Annotated in this window: 19 protein-coding genes and 4 pseudogenes; 10 read left to right on the plus strand and 13 right to left on the minus strand. The window is 67.0% G+C overall.

What is annotated here, in order from left to right; translation table 11 throughout:
* Window positions 1–627: 627 nt before the first annotated feature.
* Window positions 628–1,491 (minus strand): helix-turn-helix domain-containing protein, encoded by an 864-nt coding sequence (locus DMA15_RS00205; protein WP_125510635.1) that lies wholly within the window; start codon window positions 1,489–1,491, stop codon window positions 628–630.
* Between the two features lie 148 nt (window positions 1,492–1,639).
* On the opposite strand from DMA15_RS00205, the gene DMA15_RS00210 reads away from it, so the two are divergent.
* The gene (locus tag DMA15_RS00210) at window positions 1,640–2,527 is read left to right on the plus strand and encodes an alpha/beta hydrolase (protein WP_125510636.1); all 888 of its coding nucleotides are present in this window, start codon (window positions 1,640–1,642) and stop codon (window positions 2,525–2,527) included.
* A 461-nt stretch (window positions 2,528–2,988) separates the two neighbouring features.
* Here DMA15_RS00210 and DMA15_RS37185 read toward each other — a convergent pair.
* Window positions 2,989–3,360 (minus strand): annotated as a pseudogene (locus DMA15_RS37185) (IS5/IS1182 family transposase); the annotation flags it as partial.
* A 366-nt stretch (window positions 3,361–3,726) separates the two neighbouring features.
* Here DMA15_RS37185 and DMA15_RS00220 point away from each other — a divergent pair.
* Window positions 3,727–4,173: a DUF6196 family protein gene (locus DMA15_RS00220; RefSeq protein ID WP_125510637.1), complete on the plus strand. Its 447-nt coding sequence runs from the start codon at window positions 3,727–3,729 to the stop codon at window positions 4,171–4,173.
* Window positions 4,174–4,428: 255 nt separating this feature from the next.
* On the opposite strand, the gene DMA15_RS37195 is transcribed toward DMA15_RS00220, so the two are convergent.
* The 3 genes from DMA15_RS37195 to DMA15_RS00240 are packed head-to-tail and all read right to left on the minus strand — an operon-like array spanning window position 4,429 to window position 5,340.
* The gene (locus DMA15_RS37195; protein ID WP_346428899.1) at window positions 4,429–4,896 is read right to left on the minus strand and encodes a DUF6193 family natural product biosynthesis protein; all 468 of its coding nucleotides are present in this window, start codon (window positions 4,894–4,896) and stop codon (window positions 4,429–4,431) included.
* A 7-nt stretch (window positions 4,897–4,903) separates the two neighbouring features.
* Window positions 4,904–5,164, minus strand: coding sequence for a hypothetical protein (locus tag DMA15_RS00235; protein ID WP_125510638.1), 261 nt, complete (start codon window positions 5,162–5,164; stop codon window positions 4,904–4,906).
* Window positions 5,140–5,340, minus strand: coding sequence for a hypothetical protein (locus DMA15_RS00240; protein ID WP_125510639.1), 201 nt, complete (start codon window positions 5,338–5,340; stop codon window positions 5,140–5,142). Before DMA15_RS00240 ends, DMA15_RS00235 begins: the two co-directional genes overlap by 25 nt.
* A gap of 66 nt (window positions 5,341–5,406) precedes the next feature.
* On the opposite strand from DMA15_RS00240, the gene DMA15_RS00245 reads away from it, so the two are divergent.
* Both DMA15_RS00245 and DMA15_RS00250 read left to right on the plus strand, forming a co-directional pair.
* Complete coding sequence (locus tag DMA15_RS00245) at window positions 5,407–6,051, plus strand: SMI1/KNR4 family protein (RefSeq protein ID WP_125510640.1); 645 nt, start codon at window positions 5,407–5,409, stop codon at window positions 6,049–6,051.
* Window positions 6,052–6,385: 334 nt separating this feature from the next.
* Window positions 6,386–7,126: a class I SAM-dependent methyltransferase gene (locus DMA15_RS00250; protein ID WP_125510641.1), complete on the plus strand. Its 741-nt coding sequence runs from the start codon at window positions 6,386–6,388 to the stop codon at window positions 7,124–7,126.
* A gap of 46 nt (window positions 7,127–7,172) precedes the next feature.
* Here DMA15_RS00250 and DMA15_RS00255 read toward each other — a convergent pair whose 3' ends face one another.
* Entirely contained in the window at window positions 7,173–7,985 is an 813-nt protein-coding gene (locus tag DMA15_RS00255; protein WP_125510642.1) for an IS5 family transposase, read from the minus strand.
* Window positions 7,986–8,091: 106 nt separating this feature from the next.
* On the opposite strand from DMA15_RS00255, the gene DMA15_RS00260 reads away from it, so the two are divergent.
* The 3 genes from DMA15_RS00260 (at window position 8,092) to DMA15_RS00275 (ending at window position 10,474) form a co-directional block, all read left to right on the plus strand.
* Entirely contained in the window at window positions 8,092–8,718 is a 627-nt protein-coding gene (locus DMA15_RS00260) for a hypothetical protein (protein ID WP_240659625.1), read from the plus strand.
* Between the two features lie 1,004 nt (window positions 8,719–9,722).
* On the plus strand, window positions 9,723–10,160 hold the full coding sequence (locus tag DMA15_RS00270) for a hypothetical protein (protein ID WP_125510643.1): 438 nt from the start codon (window positions 9,723–9,725) through the stop codon (window positions 10,158–10,160).
* Between the two features lie 101 nt (window positions 10,161–10,261).
* Complete coding sequence (locus DMA15_RS00275) at window positions 10,262–10,474, plus strand: hypothetical protein (protein WP_125510644.1); 213 nt, start codon at window positions 10,262–10,264, stop codon at window positions 10,472–10,474.
* A gap of 221 nt (window positions 10,475–10,695) precedes the next feature.
* Here the strand turns inward: DMA15_RS00275 and DMA15_RS37200 are convergent.
* A pseudogene (locus DMA15_RS37200) lies at window positions 10,696–10,945 on the minus strand (hypothetical protein); the annotation flags it as partial.
* A gap of 726 nt (window positions 10,946–11,671) precedes the next feature.
* Here DMA15_RS37200 and DMA15_RS00285 point away from each other — a divergent pair.
* Window positions 11,672–11,872: a hypothetical protein gene (locus DMA15_RS00285; RefSeq protein WP_125510645.1), complete on the plus strand. Its 201-nt coding sequence runs from the start codon at window positions 11,672–11,674 to the stop codon at window positions 11,870–11,872.
* A complete protein-coding gene (locus DMA15_RS00290) occupies window positions 11,869–12,036 on the plus strand; it encodes a hypothetical protein (RefSeq protein ID WP_125510646.1) in 168 nt (55 codons plus the stop codon). The genes DMA15_RS00285 and DMA15_RS00290 overlap by 4 nt, the downstream gene beginning before the upstream one ends.
* 319 nt (window positions 12,037–12,355) lie before the next feature.
* Here DMA15_RS00290 and DMA15_RS00295 read toward each other — a convergent pair whose 3' ends face one another.
* Both DMA15_RS00295 and DMA15_RS00300 read right to left on the minus strand, forming a co-directional pair.
* Window positions 12,356–13,222 (minus strand): GNAT family N-acetyltransferase, encoded by an 867-nt coding sequence (locus tag DMA15_RS00295; RefSeq protein WP_125510647.1) that lies wholly within the window; start codon window positions 13,220–13,222, stop codon window positions 12,356–12,358.
* 76 nt (window positions 13,223–13,298) lie between these two features.
* A pseudogene (locus DMA15_RS00300) lies at window positions 13,299–13,502 on the minus strand (DUF1524 domain-containing protein); the annotation flags it as partial.
* Window positions 13,503–13,532: 30 nt separating this feature from the next.
* On the opposite strand from DMA15_RS00300, the gene DMA15_RS00305 reads away from it, so the two are divergent.
* Window positions 13,533–13,730: a hypothetical protein gene (locus DMA15_RS00305; RefSeq protein ID WP_125510649.1), complete on the plus strand. Its 198-nt coding sequence runs from the start codon at window positions 13,533–13,535 to the stop codon at window positions 13,728–13,730.
* A gap of 39 nt (window positions 13,731–13,769) precedes the next feature.
* Here the strand turns inward: DMA15_RS00305 and DMA15_RS00310 are convergent, their stop codons facing one another.
* From DMA15_RS00310 to DMA15_RS00325, 4 genes and pseudogenes are all read right to left on the minus strand, one after another.
* Window positions 13,770–14,027, minus strand: a complete 258-nt coding sequence (locus DMA15_RS00310) for a hypothetical protein (RefSeq protein ID WP_125510650.1) — start codon at window positions 14,025–14,027, stop codon at window positions 13,770–13,772.
* Window positions 14,017–14,247, minus strand: coding sequence for a hypothetical protein (locus tag DMA15_RS00315; RefSeq protein WP_125510651.1), 231 nt, complete (start codon window positions 14,245–14,247; stop codon window positions 14,017–14,019). The genes DMA15_RS00310 and DMA15_RS00315 overlap by 11 nt, the downstream gene beginning before the upstream one ends.
* 859 nt (window positions 14,248–15,106) lie before the next feature.
* A pseudogene (locus DMA15_RS00320) lies at window positions 15,107–15,895 on the minus strand (phosphotransferase).
* A 487-nt stretch (window positions 15,896–16,382) separates the two neighbouring features.
* Window positions 16,383–17,729, minus strand: coding sequence for a VanZ family protein (locus DMA15_RS00325; protein WP_125510652.1), 1,347 nt, complete (start codon window positions 17,727–17,729; stop codon window positions 16,383–16,385).
* Between the last annotated feature and the right edge of the window lie 6 nt (window positions 17,730–17,735).

The following is a 17,735-nucleotide window of genomic DNA, read 5'->3' on the forward strand; positions in this document are numbered from 1 at the left end:
AGACGGCGCCTTCCCACCCGCCACGGCCGCCTCCGCCACCAACTCCCGGTGCAACGCGACCGCGTTCCCTCGATGAAACGCAAGCCGCCGAGCCAGCTGCGGCGTAACAGTGAACCGGCGGCGCTCAGCCCGTTCCAGGCGGCCCTCATCCCGCGCCACGGCGAGCCACCGGCGCACCGTCCGCTCTGACACTCCCAGCGTGTCAGCGACCATCCGCCGATGACCGGCCGTCAACTCCCCCCGCACCTCAAGCGCCAGCAATCTTCGCACCGCTACCGGCCGCAACACCTCGGCATCCGCCCCAGCCCCCACGCGCTCCCCCACCACCCCAGGCACAGCCGCCCACCGAGAATGATCAAGGAAGGACCCTACCCCATTGGAGCTATCACCCCGCTGACCAGCTAATCCTCAGCCACCGACCAGCTGTCCTCACTTTCCTGTCCGCCCTCAACCCCATCGGCCACCGCCCCGAACACCCCAGCAAACAAACCGATCACCTCACCCACCCCGCACCCTCTACTGGACATCGAAACGAGAACCACCCCGGACAACAACGCGAAAACTTCCAGTCAGTGGTCACGGTCCGCTGCTCCTCGCGCATTTCGGTCGCAGTGGTGCTCAGGAAGGTCACAGGCCCTGGGCCCTACCGCGGGCCAGAGCGGCCAGTCGTTCCGCGTCTGAGGTGCCGGGTTCGGCCGACCAGAGCACGAGTTGCTGTTCTGGCGCACCGGCGTAGCTGAAGGTGTCCCAGTCGAGGGTGAGTTCGCCGACGGTGGAGTGAGTAATGCGTTTGCTGCCGAAGTCCTGGTGCGCGACGCGGTGCTCGGCCCACCAGGCCCGGAACTGCTGATCGGCAACGGCCAGCTCGCCCACGAGAGCGGTGAGGGCCGGATCCGCCGGATTCGTTCCGGCTTCCATCCGCAGGACCTCGACGCAGGTGCGGGCCACGTCCTCCCAATCCGGGTAGACGTCGCGCATCACCGGGTCGGTGAAGACCATGCGGATGTAGTTGCGCTCGGACTCGGGCACGGCCGCGAAGTCGCACAGCAGCTCCGCTGCCAGTTCGTTCCACGCGAGGATGTCGAGCCGCGGGCCGAAGACGAGGGCTGGCGTGCTGGTGAGCTGGCCCAGCAGCCGGGTCAGGTGGGGGTGCACGTGGGGGCGAGGAGGCCGGCGCGGCATCTTGCGGTGTCCGGCCCGTGCGGCCTGGGTGAGCAGACCTTCCACGTACGCTCTCTGGTCGTACTCCAGCCGTAGTTCGCGTGCGAGGGATTCGAGCACCGGCGGTGACGGTGCCAGTCGGCCCTGCTCGATGCGTACGTAGTAGTCGGTGCTGATCGCGGCGAGCTCGGCCACCTCCTCGCGGCGCAGCCCCCGCACCCGCCGCCGGGTGTGCGCGTGCTCGGGGAGCCCCACCTGCGCAGGCGTGAGCTCGCCACGGCGGTGCCTGAGGAACGCACCGAGCTCACGAAGATGCGCCGAACCAGTCATTCCTCCAGCATGGCACCGGGGAAAAGGCTCTGCCTGGGAAAGATCTCTCCTAGGAAACAACACGACCTTCCTGCGCCCGGCTGCCGGCCGGACAGTCGATACAGGCCCGCAGATCGCCGGCCCCTCACGATCCCGCAGGAGCAAAAAGATGAGGACTGACGTCCGCTTCCCGGCCAACGGCCTGCAGCTCGCCGGCCACCTCTACCTCCCCGATGGCATCGACGGACCGCTCGCTGCCATCGTCGTCGGCCACCCCACGACCGGAGTCAAGGAGCAGGCACCGGCGGCGTACGCGACACGCCTGGTCAAGGAGGGATTCGCCGTCCTGACCTTCGACGCCGCCTTCCAAGGCGAATCCGAGGGCTTGCCCCGGGGCCTGGAGAACCCCTTCCAGCGCGCCGAGGACTTCCGCGCGGCAGTCTCCTACCTCACCAGCCGCCCCGAGATCGATTCCGGCCGCATCGGCGTGATGGGCGTATGCGGCTCCGGCGCCTACGTGCCCTACGCCGCCCAGACCGACCACCGGATGAAGGCCGTGGCCGGCGTCTGCGGGACCGACGTCCCCAGCTTCTTCCGCGGCGCCGACCCCAAGGGCTGGCAGCAGATGGTGGCAGACTCCGGAAACCTCCGCAGCGCCGAGGCCGCCGGCGAGCCCGCGGCGACCTTCGCCGTGCTGCCGCAGACGGCCGATGCCGACACCCCCGCCCCCACGGCCGAGTTCATCGACTACTACAAGACGCCCCGCGGCAGACACCCGCGCTCCACGGGTGACATGGTCGTACGCAGCGCAGACCTCCTCGACCAGTTCGACTCCTTCGCCGACGTCGCCAAGATCGCGCCTCGCCCGCTGCTCATGATCGCCGGCACCGAGGCGGTGACCCGCGGGTTCTCCGAGAAGGCCGTCGCCGACAGCCCCGGCAACGCCGAGCTGTTCCTCGTCCAGGGCGCCACCCACGTCGACCTGTACGACCGCGACCCGTACGTATCCCCTGCCGCTGCCAAGCTGGCCGAGTTCTTCAGCAAGCACCTCGCCTGAGCCGGCAAACCTGGGTGATCAAAGGGACGGGAGGATGCTGGTCACAGCCACTCTTTGATGGCCGCGACCAGCACGACCGCCTCACAGCGGACGGCAAGCATGTCGTCTCTCGTGGCGAGCGCGCGATCGCCTGAGACGGTTGATCCCGCACTCGACAGCACGGCGCTCGCGGTAGCCGGCCGGGCCGAAACGCGGAGGCCGGCCGCCGCGCAAACCGAGCTTGCGGCGGTTGCCTGCCCGGTCAGCCATGCCGGCAATGGTGCATCGGATTCCCCGGCGGCGCAGGCAGACACGGTTTCCGCGGGAGGCGCAGGCCCTGTCAGCCCGCACACGGCCGAGGCGGACACGCGCCCGGGCCCGGCCCGATGCGGGGCACGCGGACCTTCGCCGGCACCGGCTCGAACTGCGGCGAGTCTCCCCCCTGTCCTGCAGTGACCACGATCGACATAGGTTGCTGACCTTTACTCGACGGCCAGGTGGAGGGTGGTGGTGAACCCGCCACGCGAGCGGCCCAGCCCGTCATCCTGGGGCTCGATGAAGACGGTGCCCGGTAGATCCATCTGTCGATCGCCCTGTTTACGAGCCCCGGGCGCCTGCTGATAGGCGCGGCAGACTGTGGAATCGGCACTCACGTCCCACGCGCTCGCACCTTGCACATCGGCCAAGAACTGGAGCCAGGTGAAGATCCGATACCAAGCCCCGATCCGCTGCCACCAGCAGAACAGGTCCCAGACCCGGCCCCACGGCCCGTACTCGACGGGCACCTCCCACCACGGCACACCACTCCAGACCCCGAACCGTATACCGTCGCTCAGCTGCCGCCTAGGCCAGACGGGCGGCCGGCCCGCCTACACGCCCCTCGATAGCAACAGCTCCAGCATCACCCACCGCATACCCGTGAGATCCCCCCTCCCATAAACCGTGAACATCCACAATCCACAATCAACTCCCCACACACACCCAAGGCAGCTGATCATGCCGAAGAGCCGGTGGCTTTTGCCGAGGCGGGCGGTGAGGTGTATCTGGAGGAGGACAGCTCTGCCTGGCTGAGCCGGCGACGCCGGGCTGGATGCCTGAACCTCCCTCCCCAAGTCCCGTCATAGCCGGGCAGGGAGTGGAGCGTTGTTGTCCCCTGCCGCTGTGCGGTGCCGAGGTGGAGTGGGGGAATTTTCGGGGTGGCGGGCTGGGTTGGAGGGGTCATGGTCAGCATCAGTTACGAAACGCCAACGGAAACCCGCGCGCGGTTGCGCCGGGTGCTTGCGCAGGCCGACTTCGAGGTTGTGCCCGGGACTTGGGCCTATCACGAATACCCTGCGGGTACGGTGCCGCGCGCGTCCGCCGAGGCTTTGGCCCTGGTGCGTGATGGGGAGAGCTGGTCAGCTCTTGAGCCGGCGCACAGCGGCGAGGCGGAGGTCTTTGGTGTCCTCGCTTTTCATTTCCCACCAGCAGCCGACAACAGCGGCTTCGTCGGCTGGCTAGCCGGTGAGCTCAAGCAACGCCTGGGCACGGGCGTGGCCGTGCTCTGTGGATACAACTCCGCACGGGGCGGTATCTACGACTACTGGCTCGTCCCCGTTCAGCTTCTGGGCGAGGCGCAGGACCAGGTACGGACTCTGGCAGCAGAGGCGGGCGAAGGCTGCCCCTAGCCGGTAGTGCGGGGTGGCTGAGCAGGTTTTACAGATCGAATCCGATGTGTTCCACGTCGGTGAATTCCACCAGCAGGCCCTGGGCACGGTGGTGGTCACGGAAGCAGACCTCGCCGAGGCCTGGGCTGCCACGGCGCGCAGTTGCTGCTCGGAGGCGCCCTGGTCATGGGCTTCGAAGGGCCAGGCCGCGTACTGCGGGGGCAGGGCGACAACACCAATCACGCGTAAGCGCACAAGCGCAGCCGACAGGCGATCTCACCAATGTCGGCTGCGGCCGGAAGACGAAGTCCACGCCCGTGAACCATCACCCGGCGACCGTATCGCCTCGTGGACTGCGAGTTCCTCTGGAGTGCCGAGGAAGGCCGGCCCGCAGACGAACGGAAGGCGCTCCAAAACCATGGCGATGGCTTGCGAGACCGTCTCCGCAGGTCTCACGGCCTGCGAACGGAGAGGGCCTGACACCCAGTAGCTGCCTCCGGCAGCAGGCTGGACGTAAGGGATGCCCCACGTCCACCGTTCTTCGGTGCAGCGGCTGAAGTGCAGCTCGCCCATACCGGTCCATGGGAACAGCTGCCGCAAGCGCGGTTCGGCGTAAGCGGCTTCCAGCAGTTCGGGGCGCACGCGTCCGTCAGCGCGGACCTCCTGCCAGCCTGCTTCGACAGCGTCACCGCTCGATGGCCCAGACATCCGGGTCCGCGTACCGCTCCACCTGACCAGTGGCATCGCGGACTCACCCCGTCAGCGTGCCGTCCGGAGCCTGGTCATGCCACGCCTCATCCCCGTATGCGCCTTTGTAAGCGGCGAACACGTCGGATGGGTCGGTCTCGTCGCCCTCGTCGTACATATCGCCGGACCATGAACGGGCATCGCCTTCCGGGCCTGGTACCGGCTCGGTGTCAGCATCCTGTGAAATTGCGGCCGAGTGGCTGGGCGCAACGATTTCGTCAGGAACCTCCTCCGTCGCGGCTACTTCAGCGGCAGCAGGGTCCACGCCCTCCGCTCCCTTGCCGGGGGATGGCCCCCGGTCGCGCTCGCGTCCGGCGCGACTGGTGGCGCGTCTGTCTCGGAGGTCTCCGTGTCGGGGGTGTCCTGGTCCTGCTCTTCGTCGTCCCCGAATGGCTTGGCGCCCTTCGGGAGTGCCTTGATGGCCAATCCGTATCTGGTCACAGCGAGCACGGTGGAGCACGGCCGAACCTTGCGTCCATGTGAGCAGCTGGCAGTAGCGTGTTGGGTATGGATGGTCGTACGGCACGCGAGCAGAACGTTGCGTGGCGTCAGATAGACGACGCCTGGCAGCGTATTGAGTCCTGGCTTGAAAGAAATGCCCCGGCGACAATGGCGAGCCTGCTGCCGGGGGCTTCCGAGGCGGAGATCGAGGAACTGCAGGAGTCGTTGGGTGTGCGTCTGCCTGTCGGGCTGAGGGCGTTGTGGAGCCGGCGGGCAGGGGTGGGTCCGGATTCGACGCCGGGGTTCATGCCGCGGGAGTGTGTGCTGATGTCGTTCGAGGTTGTCCGCCGAGTCTATGAGCGACAAATGTTTCTGCGTCGGCAAGATGAAGAGGCGCAGCAGAGGACGGGTGACACAGAAGAGATCACGGTGTGGCGTCCCTCCTGGATCCCCTTTGCCTCAATCGGTGCGGATGCTCTGTCTGGACTGTGTTTGGACGCTGAGACCGGCAGGATCTGGTACTGGTGTGAGTATGCGGAGCGCAGCATCCAGTTCGAGTCGCTGACGGACTACGTAGAGGAGATGGCTGACGTCCTCGAAGTCCCGTTGCTCGCAGAAGAGGCGCGAGTCGGCCTGATGAACGGGTTCTTGGTGTGGGGGGTGCCGCAGGATGCGGCCGAGCGAGCAGCATGGGAGCCGTTGGCTGGATGAGAGGTGTGGGGTGAGCGTGCGCACTCACCCCACACGTCACGAAGAACCGGTGTGCCCGCATGAGACGGAGGACTGCCCTCATGGACCTTGTTAGGGACACCTCTGGTGCGCCTAGCGTCGGCGGCGGCTGGCGGAACGGTTCGGGGCCGGGCGCTAAGAACTCCTAACGAAATGATCTTCAAGGTGGTTGGCTTCGGGACTGATGATCCGGGGTGCGGGGTGGTTTGGTCGAAGCCCTGGCAAGGCGACGACGAGTTGTGGGCGGTGCACGCTGCGCCGCGGAGAACTTAAATGCGTCGACAGCGCCTCTCGGCACCCGGCAGAGTGGCCACCCGTGACGAGCAGTGAACTGTGGACCCGCGCGACCGCCGACCGCTACGACGCCGAGGAGGCCAAAGCGTCCTCGGCTGCCGTTCTCGGACCGACTCTCGCCTTCCTCGCCGAGCTCGCCGGAGACGGCCGGGCACTGGAGTTCGCCATCGGAACCGGACGCGTGGGCGTCCCGCTCCGGGAACGCGGCGTGCCGGTCGTGGGCATCGAACTGTCCGAGCACATGGCAGCGGTGCTGCGGCACAAGATCGACGAGGACACCCTCCCGGTGGTCATCGGGGACATGGCCACCACTGTCGTTCCGGGCGGGTTCACCCTGGTCTATCTCGTCTACAACACCATCACGAACCTGCTCACGCAGAACGAGCAGGTCGAGTGCTTCCGCAACGCCGCACGTCATCTGGAGCCCGGCGGCCGATTCGTCATCGAGCTGAGTGTGCCGCCGCTGCGGTTCCTGCCGCCCGGCCAGGTCGCGGTGCCGTTCGACGTCTCCCAGCAGCATCTCGGCTTCGACACCTTCGACCTGGTCGAGCAAATTCTCGTCTCGCACCACTTCACCCGCGACGGCGACGACGGCCATTACCGCCGCGAAAACTCCCGGCACCGGTACGCCTGGCCGGCGGAGCTCGACCTGATGGCACGGATCGCCGGGCTCGAGCTGGAACGTCGCGTTGCGGACTGGGATGGGTCTCCGTTCACCCAGGACTCCGCGAAGCACGTCTCCGTGTGGCGCAAGCCAACCTGAGGTCGGCCACCGGGCCATCAACGTTGGTCGTGCCTGTCTTGAACTTCTATCGGAAGTTCAGGCGTCGCCAGCAGATCAGTGCACATCCGAGGGTGAGGAAGGCTTCGTGGATGTCGTCGCGGATCTCCCAGCGGATCCGCAGGCGGCGGAACCAGTGCAGGTGGGCGAATGCTCGCTCCACGACCCAGCGTTGCGTGCCCAGGCCCGAGCCGTGCCCGGTGCCCCGGCGGGCGATCAGCGGCTTCACGCCGAGATCCCGGACGAGGCGGCGGTACTTGTCGTGGTCGTAGCCGCGGTCGCCCAGCACCACGTCCCGGCGGCGCCGGGGCCGGCCTCGCTTGCCCCTCACCGGCGGTACCGCCTGAAGCAGCGGGATCAGCTGGGTGACGTCGTTGCGGTTGCCGCCGGTCAAAGTGGCGGCCAGCGGGATACCAGTGGCGTCGGTGATCAGGTGATGCTTGCTGCCCGTCCTGCCCCGGTCAACAGGGCTTCGTCCCGTCTTGGATCCCCCTTTCCATGCCCGTATGTGGGAGCCATCGACGGCCGCCCGGGAGAAGTCCAGGGCGTTCACGCTGCGGAGCTTGGCCAGAAGGACCTTGTGCAGCGGGGGCCAGAATCCAGCCTCGGTCCACTCGGCCAGGCGGCGCCAGCAGGTCGTGCCCGAACCGAAGCCGAGTTGCTGCGGCAGATGTTCCCAGGCGACCCCGGTGTGCAGGACGAACAGGATGCCCTGGAACACCAGCCGGTCCGGATGCCGCCTTCGCCCGGGGTGCCGGGGCCGACGCTCCCCCTTCGGTAGCAGCCGCTCGATCACCGCCCACAGCCCGTGGTCGACTTCCCACGGCTTCGGCCGAGCCACTCCAACCCCCGGATCGTCAGTCCCGGAGTGATCCAACCACCTTGAGGATCATTTCGTTAGGAGTTCTAAGCCCGGCTATTGACCCCGCTGCAGGGAGGGGAGCGTCATGGGTTTCGACCGGAAGGAAGAGCGTGGCGAGCGGAAAGGAAAGGCTCTGCCACCTCGGACCTCAGCAACCCAGAGCGTCAGTGCGGCGCCCTTCTCGGGGAAGGGTCAGGTCACGCAGCCGTCAGTCCTTGCCGTGCAGCGCATGGCTGGGAACGCTGCCGCCACCTCGTATGTGCAGAGGGTCACCGACGACGATCGCGACAAGGCCAACGCTCGGCGGGAACGTTGGGCCGAACGCGACACCGGACGCGGCGGTGCCCAGCAGGCAGAGAGCTTCGCCACGCACGAAACCCCGTTCGGGCCGTACAACGAGCGCCCCAGGCGCGGCGCGGCTCCGTACATCACCACCAACATGGATCAGTATCCGGCACCCCAGCGGACCGATGGCCGCTACGTCCGTGAGGAAGAGAACCAGTTCACCGGCCTGATCCCCACCCTCGACGCCGAGCAATTCCTCCCCCTCGTCGAAGCGCTGAAGGGGCGGGAGCTGCGCAAGGAGGAGATTGAGGGTCTGAGCGACGACCCGTGCCGGGCTGCGGCGATGCTCATGGGAATTGCCACCGCCGAGGCGGTTCGCGAGCCGGGATCGCTCAAGCACACACAGCGCGCTCCGGCGGCAGGCTGACCTGTCTCACGAGGCACCGGAGACCCTCAACGACTGCCCGCAGGGACGTGCCGGTGGTGCCCAGCAGGAGAAGCGCGTCCGGTCGGGCCGGACGAGGCGGGCCACGCCCGAGGTCGACACCATTCTTGTGTCCTCGTCCTCGTCGGATGAGAACATGTGAGTCTCCGGCCGGCCCCTCACCGAGACACACGAACGGAGCCTCGAAGGGGCAGGGCCGCGTCCGCTCCCCCACGGGAGCGAGACATCGAGGAGCACAGTGAGCTGACCAAAGTCCCCGTCGAACGCCACGGAGGCGACGTGCCCGGCGAGCTTGGGGGCGATGGCCGCCCACCGCTCCCGCAGCCTCGCGCCGGCGGCCGGAAGCTCCCAGGCCCGTTCGGTGACCAGCGCGCCGGTCGCCGCTCCCCGAAAGAGACGGCGTCGGCCTGAGCCTCTACCGAGTCGTCCGCGAACTTCCAGACACTCCTCGTGATCTGGACCGGCGCCTGCCCCACCTGTCACCGCGACATGCCAGAGCTCACCCCAACACGACCAAGCACTACTAGTAATTGATCACGAGTTACTGCACGACACAGAAGGCCTGCTCAGCGAAGATAGCTAATCCGCGTGTACGCAAAAGAAATTGACGCTACGTCACCCATTGGGTGCCGATGGCAACTGGCATTGCTACTGATTCACGAAGGCATCTCGGGACGGTCTTACGCAGCGTGCCGGGGCGGACGTCACAGCCCAGCAGGCCAACCCCTGACAGATGTAATGCCCGAGCTTAAGGGTTTCAATCTGCAGACGTGAGCATGCTCACAGGTTGATAAATGTGAAGGGCACGTCAGGGCGAGATATGTTCATGGTCATCGGAACGGCCCTGACCAGGCTGTTTCGATGAGTGAGAAGCAAAGTAAGTTTCGTACGGGGGGAGCGGAATGCGCGCCGGATCTGGTGTGCAAATCATTCCGGAGTGCCGATTCCACACCCCCCTTGCGTGTGTACGCAATGGGAAGTGTAACGTGAATCGCAAAACCATGCATGTGAGCGCCGCCACGGTGATGGCCGCTCTGGCCATCGGTGTCGGCGGAACCGCCGCACATGCCGCCACCGCCCAGCCGGTAAGCGCCGAGGTGACCTCGACCACGCTCACCCAACGGCAGGCAGTCCAGCAGCTCGCTGCGAATCTCCTCAAGTACGAGGGCAACCGCTTCAACGCCCAGGAACGGGCGGAGCTGCAGGCCATCGCGGACGGCAGCGCCGTGGAGACCCGGGCCGGCGGCAAGTTCGGTCCCGTGATCAAGGCGCTGAAGAAGGTAAAGGGCTTCACCAAGGCCGTCGCGGGAAAGTACAGCGACTTTAAGAAGTGGTACAACGGCCTGCCTTGGTACGTCAAGGGTCCGCTGGCCGCTATGGGTGTGGGGTCCGACCTGTACAGCATCTGGCAGATGTTCCACTGATCCAGGGGTCAGTGACGCCGTAACCCGCAAATGGTGTCCCCCGGCATTTCATGCCGGGGGACACCGGCCCAAGAAGACAAGGAATCACTGTGCCCCCCACCATGAGTGACAAGAAGAAGCCGGAGTTCCCAGCTCTTCCCACCTGGCTGTCCGTCACCGTCGGATTCGTCGTAGCGTTCACCCTCGGCGAGTACTACGGATTCCCGTGGTGGCTGCGTTTGGCTGGCGTCGGCGCTGTCAGCCTCGTCATTGAAGCGGCCAATCAGATCGTCCGCCGCCTGGCAGACAGCAGGAAGAACGCAGACAGGGCATGAACAATGCCGTCGCCGTGATGCGTGGCCCCAGAACGGCAGGGACTCAAGGGACTAGGTGATAGGTGGCGGGCCAAACCACCTAAGGACACCGGCCTTTCACGGCATGAGCGTCACTGCCTGAATGCCGCTGCCGGGCTGAACGGCCGCTCACACAACCGCTCGGCTGGGAACCGCCTTGGCCGCCGGGGAGTCCTCGGCGGCGGGCCCGCTCCGCCGACGGACACATCGGCCGTCGGCCAGACCCGTCGGGCACTCGGCATCCACCGGGCGGGACAACCCGACCTCCACCCGCGGCACCGGAAGCACCGCTTCTCCCTCGGAGTACCGGCACTTCCAGCCCTTCTCCGCAACAAGGTCGAGGACCACCTGCCAGTCCTCCACCGAAGCATCCAAGACACGCACATTCGGCAACAACCCCATCAAGTCCGGGCCGAAGAAGCACGCCACGCCATCCCACAACAGATCAACCACCCCGCCACGCCGCCCGCCTCACCGACCCAGCGCCCCCCTTTCCCTTGACCAAAGACATAGGGCCACCCCCCAAATAACGGTGCGCTTGCCACGCGGAGCCGAGGCCTTGGGCCAGGGCGTCGGCGGCGAACCGCTGCTCCTCGGCCGCGCGCCGCAGGACGGTGCCGGTGCGCCGCTTCGGCTTCTCCCTCTGGGCGGCGCCGTTCTTCTTCGCAGCCGGGCCGCGACCAGGGCCTGGCGGGCGAGGTTGACGCCGCTCAGCTCGCCGGTCATGCGATCACCGCCCCAGTGGCGTCACCGTCCAGCGGGCGCGCGGCGAGGCCGGGCAACTGCTCCGTCCAGGTCCACTTCAGCGGCCAGCCGTATGTCGGCAGCCCAGTCGCGTGCGCGTTGGGAACCAGTTGGAGGGACGAGTGCGGTGAGGCGAACTACAGCGGGGTGCATCCGGTTCAGTGTCCTCGTCTCCTCGCGAATGCGGGGGCGACGGCGGTCGAGGGTGAGCAGAGCCGGAGCAACTCGGACCATCCCCCGCAAGCGCGAGGGCGACGACCCGGCGCTCGGTGACCACGCCCCCCGGCCGGGCGACTCCCCTCCGCAGACGCCCCCACCGGGGTCGTCGACATGCAGGAGGGCGCCGACGTGGCGGCAGGTGACCTCTCGCGATGAACGCTGATTCTCTCGGAGTCGGAGTGGCCCGATAAATCGAACACATGCTCTACTGGCGGCATGGCGCACCACGACTATGCCCCCGATCTCCTCCAGACCCAGCGCGAGTGGACCCGCACCTATCAAGCCCTGGCCCACGCGCCCGCCAGCAGCAACACCGCCCTGCGCAGACACCTCCTCGACCTGTCTCGATACATCGCCCAGACGGTGCCGCGCGCTAAGCAGGCCGACCTCCGCCGGCGCGCCCAGGGACTGTCATGACCCGCCGCTCCTGCGACATCGCCGAACGGCAGTGCCTGATCCTCGGCTGCGTCCGGGCCCACATTGCCGATCACGGTGAGGCACCCAGCGTGCACGAGATCGTCACAGCGGCCGGCTTGTCCAGCCCCTCCTCCGTCCTCTGCTGGCTGCGCCGCCTGGAATAGGCTGGCGCCCTCGCGCGCGCTGAAAGCGGCCCCCGGAGGAACTACCGCTTTACACGATGAGCGACAACCGCCGCCTCGAAGCTCGCCTCCGCCGCCGCGTGAATTGACCGAGGTGGCCCGGGCGCGGATTATTCCGCAGTTGGCGCGCTCCAACGGGCGTCATCGCCGGTGGCGGGATCATCGCCAGGTCAGCTACGGGCTCTCGTGGACGAACCATCCAACCATCATCGAACCCCGGCCTACCCCGCGTCCTCACAAGGGCGTTCGGTCTCAGCCGGGGGCAGGACGCGGCCTGTCCGATACCGCTGTCTGATCATTTTCAGGCGGCTCGGCTGACGTCCAGCCGTTCGGACGACGGTTCGTATCCAGCTGCCCTGTACGTGGCGACGGCGGCAGCGTTCGCGCTCGGGGTGCTGACGAGTGCGCTTGACGCGCCCAGTTCACGCAGCGCCGCCGCGGCGGCGACGCTGATCGCCGTCCCGTGGCCGCGACCGCGATGGTGGGCGTGCACGCCCACCGGCTCCAGCAGGCCGGGCTTGCCGGGCCCGGCCGACCAGACCGTCGCCGCGGCCACCGCGTTGTCCTGGTCGTCGTAGCCGATCAGGCAACGGGCGTCGGCGTAGAGCGGCCCGGCCGCGAGGACGTGCCAGATCTCCTCGGTGAACGTCGGGCTGGCGAACGCCGAGCGGTGCACTGCCGTCCGCACCCCCGCCGTCTCCGGGCCGGCTATCTCGATCCGCAGGCCGCAGTCCCCTACCGGCTCGGCCAAGTCTCGGCGCAGCGGCGTCCACGGCTCGTCCAGATTCCAGCCCGCTTCCAGGAGGACCTCGCGGAGCAGGGCGCCGTTGGGGATTTCGAGGCTGACCTTTCCGGGCGGCAGGACCCCACGTTCCGGATCATTGAGGTCCGCCAGCATCTGGCGCGCCAGAGCCTCGTCCTGTCGCAGGTCCGGCGCGGTCGTCAAGCGCAGCACATCAGGGGCATCCAGGTATCCGACAGCAATGATCCGTCCGTCGACGCTCCAGGTGCGGACGGCCGCGGCCAGCCTCTGCGCGCCCAGCGCCCAGGCCCAGCCGAGGTCTCCCGGATGGAGTTGCAAAGGCGTTCGGTCGTCCTGCCATACGCGAAGGGCATCCACGGCGCCGGTCAGCCCGTCGACGCCGGGCTCGTTCAGAACGATCGTCATGTCCCGCATCTCACACTATGGGGGCGACCAGCCACACCTGGTTTTTTCTCAATCAGTCAGATCGCCCTAGGCGCCCTGTACAGCGGGCGTCCGCGAGCGGCGGCCGCCATTCGGCCGGGTCCTGGTCTGACTTCGAGCGGTTGTTGCGCGCGGTCACCACGACCAACGACCGCTCGTCACCGAGGTCGTTGGCGTGGGCCTGGCGGCGCCCCGCGCTCCAAGTGCTGGCCCCGGAGCCCCAGGCCTCGGCGAGCGGCACCATGTGGTCGAGTTCCAGGCCACGGAGCGCAGCGGCCTGTACCGACCGGCGATGAGGGGCGGGTCAAAGCCGATCGACATCACCGTCTTCTTCTGCGAGACCGGGAAGGTCTACATCGAGATCACCTGGATCAGGCTGCGCCCGTACCGGATGCTCGGTGCCCGCGTCGACGCCCGGGCGCTGGAGGGCCGATGGGTGTCAGCCGGAGAGCACCCACGCATCGAGGTCCGAGAGACGAAGCTGCCCTAGTCACCCAGGCACGGCTCGACTTCGTGCAGCGCCGCCCGGTCAGGCTTCGACGTACGCCACGATCGTGATGGTCTTCAGGGCGGTGACGTAGTAGATCACGCGGACTCCATCGACCTCGTCCGCGTAGTCGCGCAGCAGGGTGCCGGGCACCTCGGTGCCGAGCTCCGGGTTGACGCTGATGGCAACGATCGCGCGGTCCAGGCGGTGAGTCTCGCTCGCTGTGAGCTTCGCCAGCTGGGCGAGCGCGGACTCCACCATAATGACGTGCGCGCGGCGCGAGCCGTGGTCAGGCGACACGCGGCTGCTCGTCCGCGAGACGGGCGAGGTGGGCATCGCGGGCGGTCTCCCACGGCACACCGGACTCGGGCGAGGGGTAGCCGTTGGCGGCGATGTCCTCCAGGACCGAGGCGAGGACGTCTGTCTTGGCGCGCTCCGCGGCCGCGTACGCGCGGGCCGATTCGGCGGCGTGCTCGTCGAGGGGCTGGCGGGCGGGCGCGGGGGCCGGCTGCTGGCTCATCCGGGACTCCTGGGCTGTCATCTCGTGTGTGTCACCACGGTATCGCCGGGCCGGGCCATCGGACCCCGGGACGGACGAACCGGACCGGTGAGGGCACTGCAGGGCGCGGTCGGCGCTTCCGGCCCGATGCCGACCGACACGGAATGTGAGGTGACAGGGCCTGGACGGATTGTCATCGCAACTGGACCAGATCGTCAGGGGCCGACCGCTGCTCGTGGTGGAGGTCTCCGCCGCAGATCAAGGGGCCGTGGAGAGCCTGGGGCACCCAGCTGCTCGGATCGGATAGTTGCGGCATCGAGGCTTTACAGGGCTGTGCTACGGCCGCGTGCCTGCAACAGCATGACCGTCGGCAGATCGCGAGGGCGTGAACCCGATGCAGCGGCACCAGGCCCTCTACCACCTCGGTGAGCCCCGTCTCCCGCGTGGCGACCCGACGTACGGCCGTCATCACCGCCAGCTCAGGCTCCAGCGACGCAATCGCCCCCATCCCGCCAGCTCCCGCACCGACATGGGCGGCTCCCCCAGCTCACCGAAGAACGCGTCGTGATCAAGAATCAACCATGTCAGGACGCGCTTTAGCTGGGTGACGTCCAAGCCCGCGAGGCACCGAGCGACCTGAACAAGGTCTTGGGAAAGGCCGAGTGAGATCAGCCGCAGATCCTCAGGTCCCGTCATGCACCCCCTTGTAGCGAACTCGTGGATGTGGGGGTGGGCTTCCATGCTGACCTGTGCCGGTGAACGGTGATCGATTGCCACTCAAGGCCGATCAACGCTGGTCTGTGCCACCAGAGCTTGATCGGTTGGCATATGGGCAGGCGGGGGGCGCGGCGTGGGTACCTGTCCCCGAACGTCCCGTCGGTCAGTTCAGTAGGGCAGCTGTGAACGTCTGGCGGTGGTCCACCGGCCAGGTCTGCATGCGGTCCCAGCGTTCCCATCCTCCGCACTCGGCCAACGCCAGGAGATAGACGGGGTCTCCGCCAGCCACGCGGCGGGCGACGAAGGCCCGATAGACCGCCGTGGCCTGCTCGATGACTCCGGGCAACTCGGCGCGGTCCCCCGCCTAGAGACCGTAGCTGTCGGCAAGAATCCGCAGCCGTGCGACCGCATCCAGCCCGGGGGGATGGAGAGCGGCCGCGGATTCGGGATCGAGCATGGGCACCCGATAGCGGGCGGTCATGGCGATGTCCCAGAGGGCACGGCCCGGGGCCGCCAAGTCGAAATCGATCAGGGCCGAGGCGCGACCTTCGCGGAAGGCGACGTTGGCCGGGCACACGTCGTTGTGGCACAACATCGCTCCCCCTTGCAGGTCGGCGAGGTCCGGGGGCCACTCGGCGCGGGTGTCGACCTCGACGGCCGCGCTGGTCTCATGCAGACGCCGAAGCAGGCTCCCCACCGATGCGAGGGCGGAACCCGTCATCGCCCAGTCCGAGAACGGCGACAGCGCCGCGTCGCCAGGGATGAAAGCCAGTTGCTCATGGCCATCCGCAGTGAGACCGGCAGGGGCCGGTGCCGCGTCGAAGCCGTGCTCCTTCAGCGCGAGAAGATAGGCATGGAGGGCGCGCACGTTGCGCGGTGCCGGTCGCTGTGCCAACTCCCCTCGGCGGAAGACTGCTCCCGGAGACGACCAGCGCGTCGAAGGGCAGGACATCGCCGCCGGACTGCGGAGCGCGTTCGGCAAGCAGCCAGTGGGCGGCGCCGAAGACGTCGACGATACTGGTCAGGACGTGGCGGTCGTGGTGCGCTCGGGGGAGTTGGGCGTAGGGGATGAGGTCAGTCTTCTGCACGGTCGGGCTCTTCTTGGTGTGCGGTCACGGCCATCGGTCTCTGTGGTGCGGCGGTCGGCGGCGCGCGAGCGGTAGAGAGCGGAGCGGGGCGCCTAGAGGGCATGGTCCTTTCTGGTCGTCATGAGGTGATCATCGTCGACATCCGACCTCATGAGAATCCCTTTCGGCGCACCGCCCTTGTTGATCGACGAAACCGTCCAGGTCAGTCTCAACGAGGGCTACCTTGTGGCGAGCCTCTCGTCGCAGCCGACGCCCCTTCTCGCAGCACTCAGGTCGGCCGCTGCACCCACTCCTGGTGCATGTCGGCTGACGGCCCCGCGCCCGACGGGCAGTCGGCTTGGTGGTTGGCTGTCACAGCGGAGGCTCCTTGTGCAGTTGACCGGTGTGGGCGTCCACGAAGTAGTCCGTGACGTCCGCCGAATCATCGTTCTCCGCGCCCTTTACCATCGCTTGCACGATGTATTCCGGGTTCCATCGACCGTCTCGGCGAACCGCCTTGATGACATTTGCATGGAACTCGTATGTCTCCGGGTGGCGCAGGGACTCCCTGACCTTGCCTATAGCCCGGTCACGGCTGACCTCCACCGACGGCAAGTCGTCGAAGTGTGACGGCCCGCTTGACACGTTCAGTTGGCTGATGCGGCCCGCCGTGTTGATCTGCACATCGAGCATGGCCGGCATCAGCACCTTCTGCTCGACGGTCCGCCAGGAAGCGAGCCAGCCGAGTTTGCCGTCTGCGACAGGAGCTACCGTCACATTGGTTGCGTCCTTCACCCACGGATAGTGGGCCTGCGCGTACTGGGTTGCCAGCTTCTTCGCTTCGCCGCGAGCGAGGTTGGGATGCTCTCGCCCGTCAATGGGGAAGGAGCGACTTGTAGGTGTATCGCTGTACTCCAGCGAGGCTGTGAAAGACAGCTTCGACGGCCACGAAATTTCTGCGTCGACCTTGTCGCTCGAGAAGTGCAGAGTGCCTCGCTCGCCAGCGCCTTCCGTGGGCGTGTACTGGAGTTTGCCGTCGGCGACAGACGCGTAGTCGTCTCCGAACGCCTGGTCGAGCGCGTCGCGCATGGCTTCCGCTTGTTCACTTGAGCCCGCCTGGATGCTGGTGGCGTCGACAGCCGTGAATGTGACGCGCGGGACTGTCACTCCAAGTCCGATGACACCAATTGCGGTTGCGACAAGGACCGTTACGCGTTCGTCGATGTAGGACCGGAAGTCAATACTCCACCTGCGGGCCACGAGCCAGGCACATCCCATGCCTACCAAGCCACCGAGAATATTCATCTCCGCGTCAGAGCTGTCGCAAATCCGAGAGAACGCGTTGACGGTTCCCTGGGACAGCTCGATCAGACAGGGGCCGATGAGGACCCCTGCGAGAGTGAGAAGCCGGCGCCGTGAAGCCAACAATCCCAGAAATCCGAGTGGGACCGTCATCAGGCCGTTGAGCAGGCCCTGAGTCGTATGGAACGGCTCGGCGACCTGGCGGTTGACCGTGCATTCATGACTGGCCGATCCACTACCGGCAAGGAAGAGGGTCACACCTAGGACTACGACGAGATAAGCGACAAATACACTGGGTATCAGCGCTGGCCGCTGCCGTTTCTTCAGCCAGGTGAAAACTCCGAGGGCAAGCAGTCCGGCAGTAATTGCCAGAAGGGCGACCCAGGGGCCGTTGCCCTGAAATATCGCTTGAAACACGTCGTT

The organism is Streptomyces sp. WAC 01529, assembly GCF_003945545.1.
Lineage (GTDB): Bacteria > Actinomycetota > Actinomycetes > Streptomycetales > Streptomycetaceae > Streptomyces > Streptomyces anatolicus.